The 20600-nt window shown below is 37.4% G+C and carries 22 protein-coding genes; 6 read left to right on the top strand and 16 right to left on the bottom strand.

What is annotated here, in order from left to right:
- Positions 1-2: 2 nt before the first annotated feature.
- Complete coding sequence (locus E4T82_RS07905) at positions 3-386, bottom strand: hypothetical protein (RefSeq protein WP_228065104.1); 384 nt, start codon at positions 384-386, stop codon at positions 3-5.
- Positions 387-469: 83 nt separating this feature from the next.
- Positions 470-595 (bottom strand): hypothetical protein, encoded by a 126-nt coding sequence (locus E4T82_RS13005; protein ID WP_265588315.1) that lies wholly within the window; start codon positions 593-595, stop codon positions 470-472.
- A 102-nt stretch (positions 596-697) separates the two neighbouring features.
- On the opposite strand from E4T82_RS13005, the gene E4T82_RS12520 reads away from it, so the two are divergent.
- The 5 genes from E4T82_RS12520 to E4T82_RS07885 all read left to right on the top strand — a co-directional run bounded on the left by E4T82_RS12520 (position 698) and on the right by E4T82_RS07885 (position 4972).
- Positions 698-838, top strand: coding sequence for an SPJ_0845 family protein (locus E4T82_RS12520; protein WP_167753595.1), 141 nt, complete (start codon positions 698-700; stop codon positions 836-838).
- A gap of 8 nt (positions 839-846) precedes the next feature.
- Positions 847-1749 (top strand): permease, encoded by a 903-nt coding sequence (locus E4T82_RS07900; RefSeq protein WP_135182302.1) that lies wholly within the window; start codon positions 847-849, stop codon positions 1747-1749.
- Position 1750: 1 nt separating this feature from the next.
- Complete coding sequence (locus E4T82_RS07895) at positions 1751-2566, top strand: TIGR03943 family putative permease subunit (RefSeq protein WP_135182301.1); 816 nt, start codon at positions 1751-1753, stop codon at positions 2564-2566.
- A 172-nt stretch (positions 2567-2738) separates the two neighbouring features.
- Positions 2739-4223, top strand: a complete 1485-nt coding sequence (zwf, locus tag E4T82_RS07890; RefSeq protein ID WP_135182300.1) for a glucose-6-phosphate dehydrogenase — start codon at positions 2739-2741, stop codon at positions 4221-4223.
- A gap of 71 nt (positions 4224-4294) precedes the next feature.
- The gene (locus tag E4T82_RS07885) at positions 4295-4972 is read left to right on the top strand and encodes a DNA alkylation repair protein (RefSeq protein WP_135182299.1); all 678 of its coding nucleotides are present in this window, start codon (positions 4295-4297) and stop codon (positions 4970-4972) included.
- 56 nt (positions 4973-5028) lie between these two features.
- Here E4T82_RS07885 and ftsY read toward each other — a convergent pair whose 3' ends face one another.
- The 10 genes from ftsY to E4T82_RS13180 form a co-directional block, all read right to left on the bottom strand.
- The gene (gene ftsY, locus E4T82_RS07880; RefSeq protein WP_135182298.1) at positions 5029-6324 is read right to left on the bottom strand and encodes a signal recognition particle-docking protein FtsY; all 1296 of its coding nucleotides are present in this window, start codon (positions 6322-6324) and stop codon (positions 5029-5031) included.
- 1 nt (position 6325) lies between these two features.
- On the bottom strand, positions 6326-7135 hold the full coding sequence (locus E4T82_RS07875) for a Cof-type HAD-IIB family hydrolase (protein WP_135182297.1): 810 nt from the start codon (positions 7133-7135) through the stop codon (positions 6326-6328).
- Positions 7125-7934 (bottom strand): Cof-type HAD-IIB family hydrolase, encoded by an 810-nt coding sequence (locus tag E4T82_RS07870; RefSeq protein ID WP_135182296.1) that lies wholly within the window; start codon positions 7932-7934, stop codon positions 7125-7127. The genes E4T82_RS07875 and E4T82_RS07870 overlap by 11 nt, the downstream gene beginning before the upstream one ends.
- Positions 7935-8426: 492 nt before the next feature.
- On the bottom strand, positions 8427-9638 hold the full coding sequence (locus tag E4T82_RS07865; protein ID WP_135182295.1) for an MFS transporter: 1212 nt from the start codon (positions 9636-9638) through the stop codon (positions 8427-8429).
- 13 nt (positions 9639-9651) lie between these two features.
- Positions 9652-10758 (bottom strand): NUDIX hydrolase, encoded by a 1107-nt coding sequence (locus tag E4T82_RS07860; RefSeq protein ID WP_135182294.1) that lies wholly within the window; start codon positions 10756-10758, stop codon positions 9652-9654.
- 175 nt (positions 10759-10933) lie between these two features.
- A complete protein-coding gene (locus E4T82_RS07855) occupies positions 10934-11602 on the bottom strand; it encodes a hypothetical protein (protein WP_135182293.1) in 669 nt (222 codons plus the stop codon).
- Positions 11603-11644: 42 nt separating this feature from the next.
- Positions 11645-12523 (bottom strand): phosphopantetheine-binding protein, encoded by an 879-nt coding sequence (locus E4T82_RS07850; RefSeq protein ID WP_167753594.1) that lies wholly within the window; start codon positions 12521-12523, stop codon positions 11645-11647.
- A 71-nt stretch (positions 12524-12594) separates the two neighbouring features.
- Entirely contained in the window at positions 12595-13278 is a 684-nt protein-coding gene (locus tag E4T82_RS07845) for an AMP-binding protein (protein ID WP_245167490.1), read from the bottom strand.
- Between the two features lie 37 nt (positions 13279-13315).
- Entirely contained in the window at positions 13316-13723 is a 408-nt protein-coding gene (locus E4T82_RS07840; RefSeq protein WP_135182290.1) for an AMP-binding protein, read from the bottom strand.
- A 46-nt stretch (positions 13724-13769) separates the two neighbouring features.
- A complete protein-coding gene (locus E4T82_RS13180; RefSeq protein ID WP_135182339.1) occupies positions 13770-13850 on the bottom strand; it encodes an SHP2/SHP3 family peptide pheromone in 81 nt (26 codons plus the stop codon).
- Between the two features lie 77 nt (positions 13851-13927).
- Between E4T82_RS13180 and E4T82_RS07830 the strand changes: the two genes are divergently transcribed.
- A complete protein-coding gene (locus E4T82_RS07830) occupies positions 13928-14785 on the top strand; it encodes a helix-turn-helix domain-containing protein (protein WP_135182338.1) in 858 nt (285 codons plus the stop codon).
- A 335-nt stretch (positions 14786-15120) separates the two neighbouring features.
- On the opposite strand, the gene E4T82_RS07825 is transcribed toward E4T82_RS07830, so the two are convergent.
- The 4 genes from E4T82_RS07825 to E4T82_RS07810 all read right to left on the bottom strand — a co-directional run bounded on the left by E4T82_RS07825 (position 15121) and on the right by E4T82_RS07810 (position 20544).
- The gene (locus E4T82_RS07825; RefSeq protein ID WP_135182289.1) at positions 15121-16464 is read right to left on the bottom strand and encodes a response regulator transcription factor; all 1344 of its coding nucleotides are present in this window, start codon (positions 16462-16464) and stop codon (positions 15121-15123) included.
- The gene (locus tag E4T82_RS07820) at positions 16461-18062 is read right to left on the bottom strand and encodes a sensor histidine kinase (protein ID WP_228065102.1); all 1602 of its coding nucleotides are present in this window, start codon (positions 18060-18062) and stop codon (positions 16461-16463) included. The genes E4T82_RS07825 and E4T82_RS07820 overlap by 4 nt, the downstream gene beginning before the upstream one ends.
- 41 nt (positions 18063-18103) lie before the next feature.
- Entirely contained in the window at positions 18104-18655 is a 552-nt protein-coding gene (locus E4T82_RS07815) for a DUF624 domain-containing protein (protein ID WP_167753593.1), read from the bottom strand.
- A gap of 416 nt (positions 18656-19071) precedes the next feature.
- Positions 19072-20544 (bottom strand): ABC transporter substrate-binding protein, encoded by a 1473-nt coding sequence (locus tag E4T82_RS07810; protein ID WP_135182286.1) that lies wholly within the window; start codon positions 20542-20544, stop codon positions 19072-19074.
- Between the last annotated feature and the right edge of the window lie 56 nt (positions 20545-20600).

Here is a 20600-nt window from a genome sequence, read left to right as displayed (position 1 = left end):
CATTATTCTCCTAAATAAGTTACCTCAATGTGAGAAATATCAACTTCTTCATTTTTGGGAATAGCACTACGTCTACTAATGTCATGAAAATCTTCAAGCGCTCCCAGTCTAACACTTTCATAAGAACTATCAAATTCTGATAGTGTATTAACCGTGATTCCAGAATGATGGTCTTTGTTTAGCTTAAACCTCAAATGATACGACCCAGTTTTTAAATCCTTATTGAATGTCATAAATTCGATTGACTCTACATTATAATTTCTTGCAATCCATCTAACAACATTGTCCTGTTGCTCTCTCGTCAAGGTTTCCTTTTCCATACTACACCCTCCTAAAATTCCAATTATACACATCACTAACAAAATAGCTCTAAACCATTTCTTCATGCTTTCTTCCTCCCTCGCTTTATTATCATTATACACCAGTTTCTGTGGAATAACATTCACTAACAATAAAAAAGCAATATTTTTTATGATACATTTGCTGTATCATCACCAAGGGCAACTGCCATTGCCTGCATGCTGTTAAATTGCTTCTCGGAAACACGGAGAACTTCATCCTCTTGAGCAATTCCCTTTAGACGACTGTCCTGCAATATTTCTCTTGCTACACATGTCTGATTTCTGCTTTTTTTAAGAAGAAAGAGTATAATAGAATTATTAACTATGAAACGAAACATACTATTTGGAGGTGCCTCATGGCTGTCACATACAAACGAAAAGATGATTTAGAAAAAATGTTGGAAGAATTTGCCTCTTTTGATGCACTGGAGCAGGTGGAATTTCCTGATTCCAAGGTAAAAAAAGAAACTCCTGCCAAGAAAACCTCTGAGAAGTAGGTTCGGCCATGTTGGGATTTCAAAACCTGCCAGCTTCTGTCTTACAAGCAGGAGCGATTTTTCTTTCCATTATCATTGAGGCCCTGCCCTTTGTCCTCATCGGTTCCCTGATTTCAGGCTTTATCGAGGTGTATGTCACACCAGACCGTGTCCATCAGGCCCTACCTAACAATCGTTTTTTGAGAATCCTCTTTGGAACCTTTATCGGCTTTATCTTCCCCTCTTGCGAATGTGGGATTGTACCGATTGTCAACCGATTGTTGGAGAAAAAAGTGCCGACTTATACGGCTATTCCCTTCCTCGCAACTGCCCCTGTCATCAATCCGATTGTCCTATTTGCGACCTTTACCGCTTTTGGGAATTCAGTCAAATTCGCATTCTACCGCGCACTGGGTTCGATTCTGGTTGCTCTAGTCTTAGGGATTTTTCTGGGATTTTTCCAGACAGGCTCTATTTTAAAAGAACAGGTTTCTCCCTTGCATACGCATGATTTTTCCCATTTGAGTGGCTGGAGCAAAGTGGGACAAGCCTTGGTACAAAGTATCGACGAATTTTTTGATACAGGTCGCTACTTGGTGTTTGGCTGTCTCTTTGCCAGCCTCGTCCAAGTCTACATTCCGACCAGTATCTTGACCCAGATTGGTCACAATCCCTTTACAGCCATTCTCTTGATGATGCTGCTTGCTTTTTTGTTATCCCTCTGTTCAGAAGCCGATGCTTTTATCGGGGCATCCCTCCTTTCGAGCTTTGGCTTTGCGCCCATCATGGCCTTTCTCGTCATCGGTCCCATGATTGACATTAAAAACCTCATCATGATGCAGCATTCCTTTAAAACATCTTTTATTCTGCAATTTATCGGGATAATCTCTGTTGTCATCACCCTGTATTGTCTTGCGATAGGAGGTCTCTAACATGATTCGATTCTTATTATTAGCAGGTTATTTTGAAATGACCCTCTATCTCTACGTTTCTGGAAAACTCGACCAGTACATCAACCTGCATTACTCTTATCTAGCCTATCTCTCCATGGTCTTAACCTTCCTGCTGGCCCTCGTCCAGCTCTATGTCTGGGTTAAGCAACTGGAAACGCATAGCCATTTATCAACGAAAATAGCCAAACTGACCAGCATTGCCCTCCTGCTCATTCCCCTGATTGTCGCTTGGGGCTTTCCAACGGTCCATCTAGACTCAGCGACCGTTGCGGCTAAGGGCTATCATTTCCCACTCGCAGCAGGAACGGATACCGGGGTTCAAGAGCAGGAAGGAACCACTGTCCAATACTTGAAACCCGATACTTCTGCCTACTTCACCAAATCCAACTATCAAAGTGAAATGCGTAAGGTCACAGAACGCTATTTAGACCAAGAGATTATCAGCGTTACCAACGAAAATTACATGGAAGTGATGGAGGCCATCTATGACTATCCCAATGAATTTGTCGGCAAACACCTTGAAATGGTAGGTTTTGTCTACAATGACCCTGATAATCCCAACCAGCAATTTCTCTTCCGCTTTGGAATTATCCACTGTATTGCCGATTCTGGTGTCTACGGCCTACTGTCCACAGGGCAAGATACGACTTTCCCAGACAATACGTGGGTGGCTGCCAAGGGAACAATCAAACTCTCCTATCACAATTCCCTCCAGCAGGCTCTTCCAACACTTGAGCTGACGGAATACACCAAGATTGAACAACCCAAAAATCCCTATGTCTACCGTGTCTTTTAGTCAAAAAATCTCTCTCGCAATCGCTAATCGCTAGTCTCTAAACATCGTATTCTGCCTCTACAACTGCACGTTGACTTCACAAGGTCCGAATATGATTTTTAACGAGTAGTAGGTGAATTTTCAGACAATTTATGATATACTACTACTAAATTCTACAGATTGGAAATATTCTATGTCATCACACGTACTATTTACTATTTTTGGAGCTAGTGGGGATCTCGCCAAGCGCAAACTCTATCCCTCGCTTTTTCGACTCTATAAGGCTGGGCATATCGGACAGCACTTTGCCGTGATTGGTACAGCGCGCCGTCCATGGACCAAGGAATATTTTGAACAGGTCGTGATTGAATCGCTCGGTGATTTACCAGATAACACGCGCCAAGCCCATGAATTTGCCAGCCATTTTTACTACCAGAGCCACGATGTCAATGATAGCGGGCATTACATTGCCCTAAAGCAATTACAGGAAACATTGGGAACAAAGCATGAAACCAAGCACAACAAGGTTTTCTTCCTATCTATGGCACCAGAGTTCTTCGGAACCATTGCCAAACACTTGAAATCGGAGCAAATCGTTGATGGAAAAGGGTTTGAGCGCCTCATTATTGAAAAACCTTTCGGAACAAGCCTAGAGACAGCCGAAAAGCTCAATCAAGAGTTGTCAGAAACTTTTGAAGAGGAGCAGATTTTCCGCATCGACCATTACCTTGGCAAAGAAATGGTACAAAATATCTTTGCTGTGCGGTTTGCCAATATCATTTTTGAGCATATCTGGAACCGTGACTACATCGAGTCTGTCCAAATCAACTTCGCAGAGTCGATTGGGGTTGAAGATCGAGGGGGCTACTATGACCATTCAGGTGCCTTGAAAGACATGATTCAAAATCATGCTCTACAAGTTCTCTCCCTCCTTGCCATGGATAAGCCTGCTAGCTTTAGCGAGGCAGATGTACGGGCAGAGAAAATCAAGGTCTTCCAACATCTGAAACAGCAGACCGAAGAAGAAATCAAGCGCAATTTCATCAGGGGTCAATACACCGCTGGGCATATTGATGGAAAAGATTATGTGGGGTATTTGGAAGAGCCAAATATCGCAGCAGGTTCGCAGACCGAAACCTTTGCTAGCGGAGTTTTCTTTGTTGATACCGATGCCTTTCGTGATGTGCCTTTCTTCTTCCGTACCGGCAAACGCCTGACAGAAAAAGGAACCCGCATTACCATTGTCTTCAAACAGGCGCACGACATCTTTGGTCAACATGCAGAAAAAAATGTCTTGACGATTTACATCCAGCCAACCGAAGGATTCTCCCTATCAATCAATGGAAAAGAAGTCGGCTCACACTTTGCACTGACCCCTGCTAAACTCAACTTCCGCCATAACGCCACCGCCCTTGGCAATTCACCAGAAGCATACGAAAAACTCTTCTATGATGTCTTGCACGGCGACTCGACCAACTTTAGCCACTGGGAAGAGGTCAAGGCAAGCTGGCAGTTTATCGACCAAGTCGTTCGTATTTGGCAGGAAAACCAAGTGCCACTTCACTACTATCCAGCAGGCAGTATGGGACCACAAGCCGCATTTGATTTATTAGAAAGCTATGGTAGCAAATGGAGCTGGACACCTGATGTCTGGTATCGCGAACGCGGATTGCTATAAGAATCTACATAAAAAGGGAATCAAGAAAAGCGCCACAAGCGTCCTTGAATCCCTCTTTTTTAGGAGAAAATATGACCAACATCAACCCTATCTTGAAAGAACTTGAAAGCGCAAGCCATGCTGGCACCCTCAAGCGCTATGCGAAAATACAAGAAACACAACCCTACTATGGCGTACCTATGGGAGCTATTTCCCGCCTAGCTAAACCCTATACCAACCAACTTGACCTCCTACTGCCCTTATGGGAAACGAGGATTTTAGAAGCTCAGTATCTAGCCATTCAAATCGCCAAAGCAAAACCCAATCAACTACCAGAAACTAGTATTCGAGCCTGCCTAGATGACACTGTCTCACAAAATGTCCTTGATAAATTCACCAGCCTCATTCTCAGCAAACGTTCAGATACCAGAAAATGGGAGGAAGAGCTTCTACAAGCGGAGTCTCCTGTCTTTCAGCGTTTAGGCTGGGCACTCCGAGGCAAGTATTTCGCAAAGAAGCAAGCAAGTCCCGAAGAAATCGAAGCAACACTTTCTACTATAGAGACTCATTTACAGACAGTCGCAGAACCTATCCAATGGACCATGAACCAATGTCTGGTTGAAATTGCGGTCGCCTATCCTGACTATTTGGAGCAGGGGCTAGACATCGGACGTACATTAGCAGTTTATGCTGATCTAAAAGTCCCTAAAGGTTGTACATCTGCTTATGCTCCTGACTGGATTGAAGCTCTCTTGAAAAGGAAGAAATAGAAAAAAAGAGTAGGATCAACTCGTGATATCAATATCACGCTAGGTCCCACTCTTTTTTATACTAAACCTTCTAACAAGCCTCGCATAAAGGATTCGGAATGAAACTCACCGATGTCGTCTATCTTTTCTCCGAAACCGATGAGTTTCACGGGGATGTCCAATTCTTGGCGAATGGCAAGTACGACACCACCGCGTGCTGTCCCGTCCAATTTGGTCAAAACTAGACCTGTCAGTGGGGTAATTTTTGAAAATTCCTTAGCCTGAACAAGTGCATTCTGACCAGTCGAGGCATCAAGAGCTAACAGCGTCTCATGCGGTGCATTAGGAAGACTTCGCTTGATAATCCGGCCAATCTTTTCTAACTCAGCCATGAGGTTATCCTTGTTTTGCAGGCGACCTGCTGTATCAATGAGCAAAATGTCCACCTGCTCTGCTAGCGCCCTTTCCATACCGTCAAAGACTACGCTAGCTGGGTCGGATTTTTCTGGTCCTGTCACGACAGGGACGTCCACACGGCGCCCCCATTCAACGAGTTGGGCTACAGCACCTGCACGGAAGGTATCTGCTGCAACCAGCATCACTTTCTTGCCCGCTTCTTTATAACGATAGGCTAATTTACCAATTGAAGTTGTCTTTCCAACGCCATTTACACCGACAAAGAGCATAACAGTCAGGCCGTCTTGAAAGGCAATCTGCTCACTGAACCGACCGTCTTTTTCATAAATGTCAACCAATTTCTCAATAATCAAGCGACGCAAGGTCTCCGGCTTTTTGGCATTTTCCAAGCGAGCTTCATAGCGTAATTCTTCCGTCAAATGGGACGCTACTTGCACACCTACATCACTGGTGATGAGCAATTCCTCTAATTCTTCAAAGAAGTCCTCGTCTACTGAACGGAAATTGGCAAAAAATTCATTGAGTTTAGCACCGAATCCAGTCCGCGTTTTCTTCAAGGTTCGCTGATATTTTTCTTCTTCACTTTCAGGCTCTAACTGTAGACCTGCCTCGTTCGCCCCGGACTGCTTATAAGCCGACTCTACATCGTTCACAGGGACGGTTGCTATTTCCTCTACTACCTTGTGCTCTGACATAAAATCTTGCGTTAAATCCGTTGAAATATCCGTGCCGGCTTCTGATATAGCCTCTTTCACTTCCACCACTTCTACTACAGGCTCCGTTGGGGTTTCGTCCCTAAGTTCTGCCACATCTTGGCCGACTTCCCCTTCATCATGGTGCTGTTCTATATCATGGGCAACTTCTTCCACAACTTGTTCTTCATGATGTTCTTCAAGAACAGGTACTTCTTCCTTTGCCTTGTCTTTCCGTCCAAATAATCGATCAAATAGCCCCATTCTATTCCTCACTTACTATGTATTGTTCGATCGCCCAAGCGACACCATGCTCATCGTTGGTCAAGGGTGCGACTACTTGAGCAACTTCCTTTAGCTCTGCACTAGCATTTGCCATAGCCACTCCAAGACCTGCCCATTCAACCATGCTCAAATCATTTTCTTCATCCCCACAGGCCATGACCTCTGATCGGTCAATTCCCAAGTGCTGAATCAATTTGGTAAGACCGTTGGCCTTGTGGACACCCTTGGGGCTCCATTCCAACAGAATATCCCGTGATTTAAAAATTTCAAACTGCTCGTATAGTTCTTTAGGTATTTGAGGAATGCGCTCATCTAGATAAGCTGCATCAACTGCCGTAACCGCTTTATTATAGACGATGTCTGGCAAATCAGCATCGTCCATATCAACCGCTTCCAATAAGGGACTCAAGGCTGCATAGAGGGATTTTTGTTCAGAAGGTAGAGTATAAACCGTTCCACCGAACAATAGGGCTAGGGGCAGCCCCAATTCTTGAGTGACCGCTCGAATGGTGCGCGCTTTCTCCAAATCAAACCCCATTTTATCCAGCACACGACCTGTATTTTCCTGCACCAAACCACCATTAAAGGTTATCGAATAATTCCCCTCCCCTAAGAGGTCTAGTTCTTCTAAGAAAGGTTCTATAGCTTTTAGAGGCCTGCCAGTTGTCAAAACCACATACACTCCCTTTTCGCGCGCTGCTTGAAGGGCTTTTTTATTTTCGGCTGAAATCCGCTTATCAGATGTCAGCAAGGTTCCATCTAAATCAAGGGCAATTAATTTAATACTCATTTAACATTTCCTCCATATAGGTCAAAACAGCTTCGTCATTACAGTGACCGATGACTACATCTGCTACCTTTTTCACTTCTGGCTTAGCATTGCTTGTCGCAAGGGAAGTCCCTGCAAAATCAAGCATTTCCAAGTCATTTTGATTGTCGCCAAAGGCGACAACATTCTCAGCATCCACGCCAAAATGCTCACACAAATGATATAAACCTACTGCCTTATGGCTGTCTGACAAGATGATATCTACTGATTCAAATCCAGTCGTAACAGCAGTCACACTGTCAAATCGCTCATTCAACCACTCCTGACCAGCTTCTAATTCCCCATCTGGAAAAGTAGCCACAATCTTAACAATATCCTCTGTCACCTCAGAAAAATCTGAAACTAGAGTTATTTTCAAGTAGAATTGAGAAATCATCTCAACATAGGATTGCTCCGCACTGGTCAGTAAATAGGCGGCATTTCTCCCTGATAACACAACAAAAGCGCTACTACCGTAGGGGCCTTCTTCTAGCCCATGAACAATATCCATATATACCTGAGGAGCAATCGGCTGATCTTCAAAAATAACGTCTCCCTTATAGGACACAAAGGAGCCATTTTCAGCGATAAAGGCCATCTCGTCTTCAAAGCCCTGAAAAACATCTTGTAAACTCTGTAACGACCGCCCACTTGCTGCTGCAAATAGATAGCCTTTTTCATGAAATTGATTCAGAATCTTGCGAAAACGTTCTCGGTTGAACTGATGGTCTTCTCTGAGGAATGTACCATCCATGTCTGTTGCGATTATCTTCTTCACCATCTGTATGCAGACCTCCTTATATCTTGAAATCGAGAACATCCTTTCAACTCTTTTCCTTTTAAGAGGGCACGAAAGCCAAGAAGGGTATCAAAGTATCCCAAAATATCTTCTTTTATTATATCACAGATAAACCAAAAAGGCGTATCCTTTTGACACACCCTTCTTTTTTTATAAACCAGTCTGAACTCCATTTTTGAAGGTTAGGCTGATTTTCTTATCCTCTTTTATATCCACCTTCTCAACACTTATTCACCATAACTCCTGATTACAATTCCCTTGGTCCTGAGGGAATCCTCCAGTTATGGCGTTATCTAAGCGTATCGATACCCCGTTATTGGGCAACTATAATAATAGCTAGTTGCTTCCCCCTGCCTCCTATCTAGTTTACACAAATAGGAGGCAGGGTATTTTATCTTTTTTGATTGTATTTTTTCTAATTCGCACAATCACATTTTCCAAAGTATAGCCTACTCTAGAAAGAAATCCAAAACATTAATTTACATTATACTTTTTAAATAGAGTGTTAAACACCAGTGACAATATAGTGACAGATATTCCAATAATGAAAAAATTAAAGGTATTGTTCGGATCTAAAACCACTGAGAAAACTCCAGTCCCAACTGGCATAAAAAGGATTGCTACCGTAAAGATGATGCCAAAGACCCTACCAAGAAACTCATTATCTACATCTCTTTGAACAATAGAGAAAAATTGGATATTAAAAATAGATAGAAATAGACTAAATAGTGCTGGAGAGAATGCTAGAATAATAACGTTATGGAACATAGAATAGAGCGGTGTTGCTAGCATTAACATCAACCCTGAACACGCTAATAGGAACATTAAACGTTTACTTGACAACGATTTATTGACAAAACCACTTAATATCGCTCCAATAAATCCTCCAATTGCTTCCGCTGTTAGAAATGTTCCATAAAGCCCATCTGAAATTTCTCCAAACATTTGATTACTATAAGGTAACAACAAATTATAAGCTGCTAGAAAAAAATTAACCAAGGCAGAAAGAACGATAATCATAAATATTGGCTTATGACTGTAAACATACTTGAACCCTATTTTTAAGTCGTTAAAGACGCCACTTATTGTCATTTTCTCCTTTGTGACCACTTCTTCATTAACGGGTACAATAAAGAAAATTAGTAAAGCAGCAATTAGAAATGAGCAGCCATCTAATAATAATACACCATGTATGCCCAGTATATTATATAAGAAAATTGCAATCATAGGAACTGTTACCTTGATTACAGTACTCGTTGTTTCTAGCAATGAATTGAGTTGAGCGATACTATCCTTTTTTACAATTTCTTTCGTAAAAGCTTTATAGGACGGTCCAGAAAAAGCACTCATAAAAGCTAAAATAACATTGGTAATGACAATCGCATAAACCAGACATTGTTCTTGAGATATAAATGAAAGAATTATACAAGTAATACCGCATAAGATATTAGTTCCAATGATAATTTTTTTCCGCTTGAAACTGTCTGCAATAACCCCACCAAATAAATTAAATAGAACACCTATCACACTTTCTAACGATTGATAGATTGCAACCAACGATAATGAAGTTGGATTTAAACCTGCAAGAAATGTATTATTCGCAAAATCGAACATGATATCTCCAATTTGAGATATTGCTCTACTGTTGATAAAATAAATTAGATTTCTTTTTTCAAATTTTCTCAATTTTTACCCCCATCTATTTATTAAAGTGTTCAAGCCAGAGCTGAGCGATATATTGATTATCGGTTTCAGATAAAGAATAAATAGAATGCAGATTATCACACCTCTCAGATTTTACATTTTTTTGTAAAATAAATAAAATCGCAGCATGAACCAATAATATATAGTTTCCTAATGCTGAGCTGACTGCAAAATTTGCTGGTATACCTTGATTTAAAACATAAAAATAATTATCCTCGTTTTTATACTCAGTAAGATAATCTCCCTCATTATTTATACGGTACTCCCCGTTAATATAATTTAAATCAAATTCATCATCACGTGAAGCAACTTTCATTCTAATACCAAATCCCTTTAACTCATTCCAAACCTCCTGATTAATTGAATTTGGTTTCGCACATATCAATAAACGATCTCCAAAAATTTTCTTCAATGTTTTAATTAATGGGATGCTACTTGGTATAATATGTTGTACTGCAATACAAGAAACATCTTCAAATGTCGCTTTGGATACTATTTTAGACAAGAAAGATTCTTGAGCTCTAAATCCTGAAGATTGTAGTAGATCAATCTTTTTTGCAATATTTTTATACCCTATCATATTTTGAAAATTTTCCCACTCAATCCATTCAAAAGAACTAGATTCTAACTCATTTATCGTAACTTGGATTTCATCCTCTACAAAAAATAAGTACTGTAAATCATAATGATAGTGACTCTTTTCATTCTTAGATTTATTTTCAGGAATTTTATGAATAGAAATATTAAAAGGAACAAGTTCATTTAGATGTTCAACACATTTATAAAAGAGAAGTTCCGAATCAATTCCCGTCTCTTCAAATAGTTCTCTCTTAGCTGCTTCTAACGGATTAATGTCGACCTTTTCAATATGACCACCAGGCTGCAAATATTTCCTGAGTACCTTATGATGCAACATTAATATTTTACCACTCTTTTTTGCAATAACGAATGCAGAGGCCGTAAAGTGTCCTATAAAATTCTTTCTATCAATCAGTTTATCTTCATTTTCTTCTCTAAGATGATCCCAAATTTGCTCTAATTTATCTTTTTCCGTAAAATTATTTAGCAAATACCCTTCAATAAGTTCTTTGTAATTAACCATGTATTTTTACTCCTTAACTTATGTCACTCATAAGATGATAAATGCATAAAATTAAAAAAAATACCAATTAACAAGAAGACGATTCCTATGTCTCATCAATATAAATTTGATTGTTTATAAATGTTAGTAACTTCTTCTACAGATATTTTATCATCATTTGATGTCAATGAATAATTTATTTTTTTAATAAATTTGAACAAACCACAAAATAGCTCTCACCTCTATGACTAAATATATTTACAAAATTCTTCTCGAATCCATTTTCAACTATATCTCTAGTAGTATTACTTATATTCACTACCTCTCCTAGATAATTAATGGAGACTGATAAATATCCCAATCTTTTCTTAATCAATTCTCCTAATGAATCATTTCTCCTCAAAGCAATCTCATTAAAATCTATCCCCTTTGAGTATAAGGATAATATGTATTCAAATTTGCTCTTAAAATCTAAGTATTGTTGCGAGTAATTCACTTCAAAAGGTATCTTTTTATGAATATCACCTATTAAATTTAATGCATCGAAACTCTTAAACTCTCTAAAATCAAATGAAAGAGCCCCAAAAATATTCTTTATATGGTACTCCGATAACAGGCATTTACAAATGGAATACACTGTATAGAGATATTTATCTTCCTTAGAATTGTAATTATCAACACATAGCCTAAATATTCTTATATCGCTCTTCAACAGAGACAAATCAATTGGGCTACTTTTTTTCGGAAGAACTTCTAATTCATTTAATAATAAATTACTCCATACCATTTTGTCTTTGTACTTTTCATACTCTACTAATGAACTTCTTTTAAGATTGTTGTTCGCATGATAATATTTTTGAAACATTATTTTTTCCAATTTATTAAGTGAAGATGAATCAATTGAATGCTAAGGAAAGTATAATCTCATCACTTGATGATGTGTTGAAGCTACAATAATTGGAATGTTTACAATATCTATAGAATCTAATATCTGTTGCAATTCTACTGACGATGGTAAAGTCTTTAACTGCACAATTTTAGGGAGCGATATATCATCACTAATCCTAAACTCTACACTATTATCTGTTTTTTTAACTACCAGCCTAAATATATCGATTTTATTACTAATTTCCTTGATTAGTTGCTCTATTTTTCCGATTTCTGAAATAGATGATGCTTTCAATTTTAAATCAAAATAAATAATTCGAAACTGCCTATTTTGATAAAGCCTCAATTGAGTTGGTGTGGGGCTTAATTTGAATCCATCTTCAGTAACACAGCCTATCTCTAAGTGTTTTCGAAGTATTTGATTATCTTCTCTATCTAATCCCGTATACCCCTTCTGTATATTATCATCTGCCTCATAATTATTTATATAATTATAAATCGAATTTATAGTTTTAAGCTTATGAAACTCTGTATCCTTGATTTCTATATTAAAAATTTCTTCAATCTCTAAGAAAAAACGAACCAAATCTAATGAATCTAAATCAATGATATCAGTGACCTTAAATGGCGATAAAACATCTAAAATAGACTGTTCGATAGTATCTCTTGCTACTGATTTTTTCTGAAAATAATACTTATCCAGTAACTTGTTAATGTCAAGTTTCCTGTTTTGATTAAAATAATATTCTTCCACTTTTACGATGATTGGATTAATATATTTAGGCAAACGATTTTGTATTTCATTATCGATATCTATTTTAGAAATATAGAAAATATATAATTTTTTCTGATGGAATACTATTTTTGATGAATAAACATCTTTCAGCTGATCAACCAATGACTTAATTTCATCTAATTCTATTCTAACACCGTTTACTTGAACTTGATTATCTATCCTAGATCCAAATACTAATTGTCCCTTTCTGAAATATACATAATCACCTGTTTTATAGTACCTATCTCCCCAACTATTACAAATTTTTCAGAATCTAGTTCAGGTTGCAATAAATAACCTGCGCTTACACCTTTACCTCCAATAAATAACTCTACCTGCTCATCTTCCCCTAGTTGAACCATTGAATCAAATTGTAGATTTACACCTGGTAACGGTTGTCCAATTGGAACAACTTGATAGTCTTTATTTTCGAGTTCATAGTATGTCGCATATATTGTCGTTTCCGATGGACCATATAAATTAAATACTCTACATCCTTTATCAATCACTGATCTCAACTTATTAGCTAAAGTGCCAGGAAAAATTTCCCCCGCCAGACACAGAGCGCTTAAGCTTTCAAATATATCTGATCCATTGGTATCTACTAAGGTCTCTGCAAAAGAAGGAGATAGCGAAAGATGAGAAATATTATTAGCAACTAATAATTTTTTCATATTAAGGATGCTGCTAACTCCCGATTCATAACATATCAAAGTTCCGCCTGTAAAAACAGGACAAAATATTTCTGTTAGTGATACATCAAAAGTATATGGTGTAGTGAATAGAAAGCGAGATTCACTATTAAAGTTAACAATTTTATAAAATTCTTGTAATAGCCAACAAATATTTTCGCTTGTTAAAAATACTTTTTTAGGAATACCAGTCGTCCCAGATGTACATATGATATATGAGATTTTATTTTCTATTATTTTTTTTTATTTGTTCGTACTCTCTATACTCATTATATTGTGGTATCTCCAAAACATTTATATTCAAACTTACATCAGCAACTTCATCACAAATAATAGTGTCAAATTCAACATCTTTAACACGCTCTAAAGATTTACCAAGATCTAAACTATTAGTAATAGGTAAAGGAATCTTACCTGCTTTCATGATACCTAATACCACGGGTAGAACATATTCTGATCTAATTAAATAGAATGGAATAATCTCACTTTGACTAGCAATTAATAGTTTACTTGCAAAATAATTTGACATTAGTTCAATATCACGAAACGAATAATTTCGATATTTTGTGATTATTATTTCTCTTTCAGGAAACTCTATCAACTTTTCATTAAATTTTGTTAGTATAGACATATATAAATCTCCCTATAGTACTTTTCAAGTAAAGTAAGGTGTACACCTAAGAAGTCCACCCACCGACAATGATAATAATATCCAGTACCAGCAAGAAAATTGGGAAAATTTTTGAAATTTTCTTCATATTCAGACTTCCTTTCCGTTTTTATTTATTGTACAATAAATAAAACTAGAATTAATTTTTGTTGGGAAAGCGGGAAAATTACGAAATCAAAACTTGGTATTACGCTTAGAAAAATCAGACAAGGAAAGCAGGTCAGTCTCAGTTCTGTAGCTGATGAGTATCTTTCAAAATCGCAAATATCTCGTTTTGAACGTGGAGAATCAGAGATATCTTGTAGCCGACTGATCAATATTTTAGACAAATTGCATATTACTTTGGATGAGTTTCTTATCTTACATGATCAAGACTACACCAATACCGAATCATTTGCTAACTTGGTACAGTACATCCGTAAGCAATATTCATCACAGAATATCAATAATATAAAATCTTTACTCTCTAACTCCTCGAATTACACTTTAAATTCTTTTGAAAAAACAATGGTAAAATCTATTCTATACACGATGGATTCAACTATTTTTCCAACAGATGAAGAATTACTTCAACTAACAGAGTATCTCTTTAAAATTGAAAAATGGGGCTACTATGAAATCATTTTATTAGGTAACTGTGTGCGAACCATTAACTATCACTCATATTTTCTGTTAACGGAGGAAATGTTAAATAATTATCTCTACTCTTCATTGAATAAAACCAATAAACGAATGGTCACTCAGCTAGCTATCAATTGTTTCATTCTTAGCATAGATAAGGAAGAATTTTCTAAGTGCTCCTATTTAATTGATGAGATAAAGGTGTTATTAGATAATGAATTAAACTTTTACGAACAGACCGTTTTTCTCTATGCTACTGGTTACTTTGAATTTAAACATTGCCAACCAACTAGTGGAATTGAAAAAATGAAACAGGCCATACAAGTGCTTGATATTTTAGGAGAAGAGGAGTTAAAAATACACTATACTGATCACTTTGATAAACTGGTAAACAAGGACTGAAATCATTTTCTACCTTTTAACTATTTACAAATCAAGGGTGCCTCAATATAAAGGATTCAAACCTAATGAACTCTCCCTTATATCTATAGATAATCAAAAAGCCTTGGAATCAACTCATTCCAAGGCTTTCATCATATGTTATTGTATCAATTTCCTTGTTCCGATGTCTGTTGCCATTATCCTCTTCACCATCTGTATGCAGACCTCCTTCTATCGTGAAATCGCGAACATCTTTTCAAATCTTTTCCTACTTGTTATACTATAACCCCCAAAAATAGGTGCCTATGCTTGTACACCGATAACGATTCACTTTTTACTCTCCACTTTCTCATGCCCTATATATGCATTTCTCTGTCCCCATTTGGTTCCTCACTACTAATCTTATTATGTTTATTTGCCTTCTGATAGTTTTGTCTGAATAGTTTAGGAGAGACACCACTGCTTTGCTTGAATATCTTATAAAAATAACCTATGTTCGAATACCCAACTTTGAAACAAATTTCTTCAACTCCATCATTCGTGGAAATCAGCAATTGTTTTGCCATTTTTATCCTCTTTTTATTTAGTAGGCCAGCAAAAGACAGACCCGTTTCCCTTTTTATCAACTGACCTAAATAGACTGGATTTAAGTATATTTTTTCACTGACGCTCTTAAGTGTCAACTCCTTTTGATATTCTTGGTTGATCAATAGTAATACATCATAAACATGTTTACTATACTTATAGAATTGATTCATTGATTCAATCTTCATCTTGCTAAGTTGATACAAATCATGTATAGAAGGGCTCTTTTCAATCTCTAAAATAACAGCATCCAAATCTTCTCTCTTTGTCTGCCGACATTGATAATATAAGTCTGTTAATATCTGAATAAATAACTGCTTCACTAAATAAACTGGAGGATTCCTCTGAATAATCTTTGGCAGCGTCTCTTCTAATAATTCTATCTTACTCGTAAGCTGTCCCGATTCAATAAAAGGCTGCAAATATTCGTATACATCCTGAACAGATTCAGTTGTGCTAGGCGACACTGTCCCATAAAATATCAACCGTTCTACTTGATTTCTTAAGTATTTCATATCACTCTGTGCATTTAAAGGCACGGTAAATAGGTTACCAGTATAAGTCGTATCACATAGATGAAAAAAGAAAGTCTGGTTGTTAATAGCAACTTCCGCCATCATCTCTCCCTCCATTCGTTTACGATCAACCACTAGATACTTATCGACACCATCTGTCATACAGTCAGCTATCGGTCGTTGACCATGGACAGCCTCCCGCCACATCTGCTCTGTCCCTTGCTTTTCGGTGATGATTCTTTTTAACAAGCAGGCTAACTCACTCTTATTAATCGGCTTAACTAAATAATCTACTGCTCCTAACATAATTGCCTTTTTAGCAAACTCAAACTCTTGAAAACCTGACATGACAATATAAGATGCGGATTGAACTAGCGCTCGCATCTGCTCAATCATCTCCAGTCCTGTCATATCTGGCATTGAAATATCTGTCAGAACAATATCAATCTTATTTTGTTGAAAACAGTTCAACGCCTCTTTTGCACTTTCTGCAGTATAAATCGTGAGAGGAGGATAGTCTTTGTCACTAGAGAGCAGTTTCTTTAAACCGGCTAAAATCATATATTCATCATCTACTATCAATAAACTAGTTGAAATCATGTACTCTCCTTATCTATTACATCTTTCAAGTAAATCGAATACGTCACTCCCTTACCAAGTTCTGAAAATACCTTCATCGTATACGAATCACCAAAAAATAAACCGAGTCGTTCATGAACATTTGTAATCCCGATCGATTGTTGCTTCTGATTTTCTAAGTCAATTTTTCCTTCTAATAACTTGGTATACAGTTGAACAGTTTCTTGCTTCATCCCTTTACCATTATCCCGAATCAGAATCTCTACATCATTTCCCTTACGCAATACTTTCACACTTAAAGCATTATCTTTGCGCGTCAAATCAACACCATGTATAAAATAATTCTCCACAAGTGGTTGAATAATAAACCTCGGAATTTCAATCTGTTCACATCCCTTATCTATCTGATAAGCGTAAGCAATAGAGCGCGGATAGCGGATCTGACAAATATAACTGTGCTTTTCACAGAACTCCAACTCCTTCTGAATAGTTGTTGTATAACTTTGTGAAATACTTCCACGAAGCAAGGTGCTAAATTCATAAATCATATCAGATAGCTCATCCATATTTTGCGTCAAGGCATACATCCTAAAAAATTCCAAGGTATTGTATAAGAAGTGGGGATTGATTTGAGATTGCAGGGCCCTCATATTAGCTTCCTGCTGGCGAATTTCCAGCTGATAGATCTCACGAATATGGGTATCAAGAGTATCGAGCATTTGATTGACTTGTTCGGAGATGAGATGCATCTCCTGTTGTTTATTTTGCGTATCAATCCGTATATCTGTAGCTCCTTCGATGATTTCCTGAATGGTATCAACAATATCGATAACTTGATTTTGATAATGATAAAAGACCCTCCTCAATAATAGTAGGAGCAATACAATCAGCGTAGTACTGCCAGTAAATAGTAGAGCTGTAAACTTACCAACTTCCTTTACTATAAACGATTTTGGTACACTCACTTCCGCCAACAAATCGCCACTTCGGTCGCTTAAAGTCTGCTGCCTATCCGTATCGAGCCTCTGCTGATTGCTATAAAAAATACGTTCTAACGAATCCGTAATCACAATGGAAAAAGGAATCTCACTTTCCCTTCTGATAATGGTATCGATTGCTGATGTATCAATCGATACATAAATCGTACCAATCACAGTAGAAAAAGAGGCGTCATACAGATTAATGGCTAAACTATTTTGAGGGGCTTTGTATTCTGATGCTGGGATTTTTTCACCTGATTTGAATCGATTCGTAGATACATATACACTATCGATATCTGACAAGGCAATATCAATACTTGAAACAAAGGGAAAATCTTGATAGATACTACTAATCGTTTTTTGTAGCGAAACTTCTTTGATAAACAATAATTTATGCCGTAGTAGCCACATTTGATATTGATCGGGAGGGAGCTGAAAATACATATTCATTCCCTCCACTTTATCTCTATCCAAGGAAAAAGAGGTGATGCGATGGCGAATACGACTATTATAGGAATCCAATTCATCGATGACTGTATTGAGAACTGCTTGTTGGTGTTGGGCAATCGTTTCCTGGTATTGTTGCCAATTAATGTAGGAAAGGAGGACTGCAAAAAACACAACAATTCCAATAACCATATAAGAATACGTCCTCAATAAGGTATGGATCAGGATTTTTTTCATGTTTGAACTCTTTCTTCTATTTTACGATAGATAGGCTCTAAAACATCTGCAGTAAAGAGTAACCAGACTACAGGGATAAATACTGCAACTAGCAAAGATACCTTGCTGAATAGAAAAAAACAAATGCCACTCCCAATCAACCATTTTACAAGAGACCATATATCCAGAAAAATACCAATCAGCGCTAAGCGAATGGAGAGTAAAAAACGGACTGTATAGTAGCATTGCAACTGAAGATAGACCCCATAGATACAAAATAAAAGCAGTAAAGCCACAGCTTGTATGGACAAGCCCATTAGTACCCAGATTGTCGGCGGTAATTGGAGATAGGCCCATAAGCTAGCAAAAAAGACCGCAGCAATGCCCATTATCAAAAAGGCCATACTATTTGATAAGACAAAATGCTCCTTAAAGTAGGAAAATGCGTCTTTCCAGTGATATTTTTCCACCTTATCTCTATTTCGTTTATACAGATACATCATCGTGGCATTTGCTGGCGAAAAGCCAAAGACAAAAAGACCACAGGCACACAATGCAATATAAAGCATACTTAATCTCATGAAAAAATAGATTTTTAAGAAGAAAAATTCTAAAATACGCATAAAAAACCTCTTGTAAACGTTTTATAGACAATATTTAGTTTAAATTTAGTATCTTTTGCTATTTCCCGATTGAAATAGTTCCCCGAACTATTTCAACCTCCTAGGGAGTTTCATCTCTCATTTTTGAGCCAAAGGTCTCAAAAATCCCGTCCTAGACACTAACAACAGTATTATCTAGGATACCACTATGTCGTCCCCAATTTTAAATGCTCGCTCGCGTCTTACTTTATATGTAACTACTTATTCATACATACTGTTTATAAACTAAAGTAGTATACATTTCTTTTATTGTAGCAAATTTTAGATAAAAAGAAAACCAGCATCATCTCCATCTTACAGATGATACTGGTAGAAAGAGATACTTATTTTTTAGCTAGAAAGGCATCGTATTGTTTTTGCATTTCTTCCATTACTTTTTTATAAGCACCTTCTGAATTCAAGCGGTCCATTAGTTCAGGAATTGCCACATCTGGATCAACAGTTCCTGTATGGATGCTTGCGTTATATTGGTTCATAATATTTTGAATGCTTGTGATTTCAGCCTTAACTGGCTGTGTATTAAAACTGAATCCTAATGCAGGAGACTCTACCGCACTATCAAGTACCGCCTTTGCTTGAGCAACATCTGCATCGCTTACCTTATCTGTAATATACAATAACTGACTATTACCAGTATTCCAAGCGGACATCCGAGTATCATTTGCATAGCCATCTAGTAGCTTGATGCGATTGCTATCCTTCGGATCTTTCTCCCAGTTTTCTCCCTCTGGACCAAAGACTAAGCCGTTCAGCAACTCCTTATTCGTATTGATGAGTGTCAATACTTCCATTGCTTTTTCTTTATTTTTTGAGGTATTTGAAATCACAAAGTTTGCTGATTGAGTTGAACCACTTGTCTTATAGGCCTTTGTCAATGGACGAGAAACAATAGGATAGCCTGCTACAGTTGTTAAGAGACTATCACCAAAGTCAGCTGGTCCTTGTGTTTCTTTCCGTACAAACCAATTTGGCACTTGCAAGTCAAAGTTCACATCGCTAGTTGCAGCATCTGCTGGAATATATCCTGCCTTGTAGTATTTATGAACGGTACGCAAATGTTTCTTGTAATGTTCTACTTCAAACTGGTTGACAATCTTAGTATGGTCACCATCTAAATCGACAACGAATGGCAACAAATCGCCTAAAATATAATCAAAATTATCTGAAACCTTCGTTCCCTTAGTATAGGCCATCGGTGTAATCGTTGGTTCTTTTTCTTTTATCACCGCTAAAAGTGGCTCTAAATCTTCATAAGTATTTACTTTCGAAATATCTAAGTTATATTTTTCTACGAGTTCCTTATTAAAGGAGAACATCTGTTGATTTGCCACGTTACCGATAACTGGTACAGCATATAACTTATCATCCACTAAATTCCCTTTAATATAGGCAGGATCGAGGATATCGTACAATTCCTTACCTGTTGTTTTAATCATATCTGTTAGGTCTGTGTAGGTACCTTTTTGAGCATTTAACACATAATTATGAGCAAACGCTATATCATAGTTTTCACCAGAAGAATTGATAATGGCCATCTTGTCACCATAATCTCCCCAACCAATGTATTTAATCTCCAGATGAGCACCCGTCTCTTTTTCGATAATCTTATTAGCATTTTCCATCAACTTATCAAAGTTCTTAGGTGGCTCTCCAATCTGATACATCAATAGATTGGTTACTCCTTCTTTTGCACCACTATTGGCATTTTTATTGCCAGTCAAACTTCCGCAGGCTGCTAGTGACACAACTGACAAGATAGCTGCAGCCGAACTAAGTGTTTTTTTCCAAAATTTCATCGATATTACTCCTTTTATAGTTTTTTTGGACGAATTTGCATAACAAATGATACGTT

The sequence above is a fragment of the Streptococcus cuniculi genome (assembly GCF_004570575.1).
Classification (GTDB): Bacteria; Bacillota; Bacilli; order Lactobacillales; family Streptococcaceae; genus Streptococcus; species Streptococcus cuniculi_A.
The sequence above is the reverse complement of the archived record's forward strand: the minus strand, read 5'-3'. Positions and strand labels throughout refer to the sequence as shown.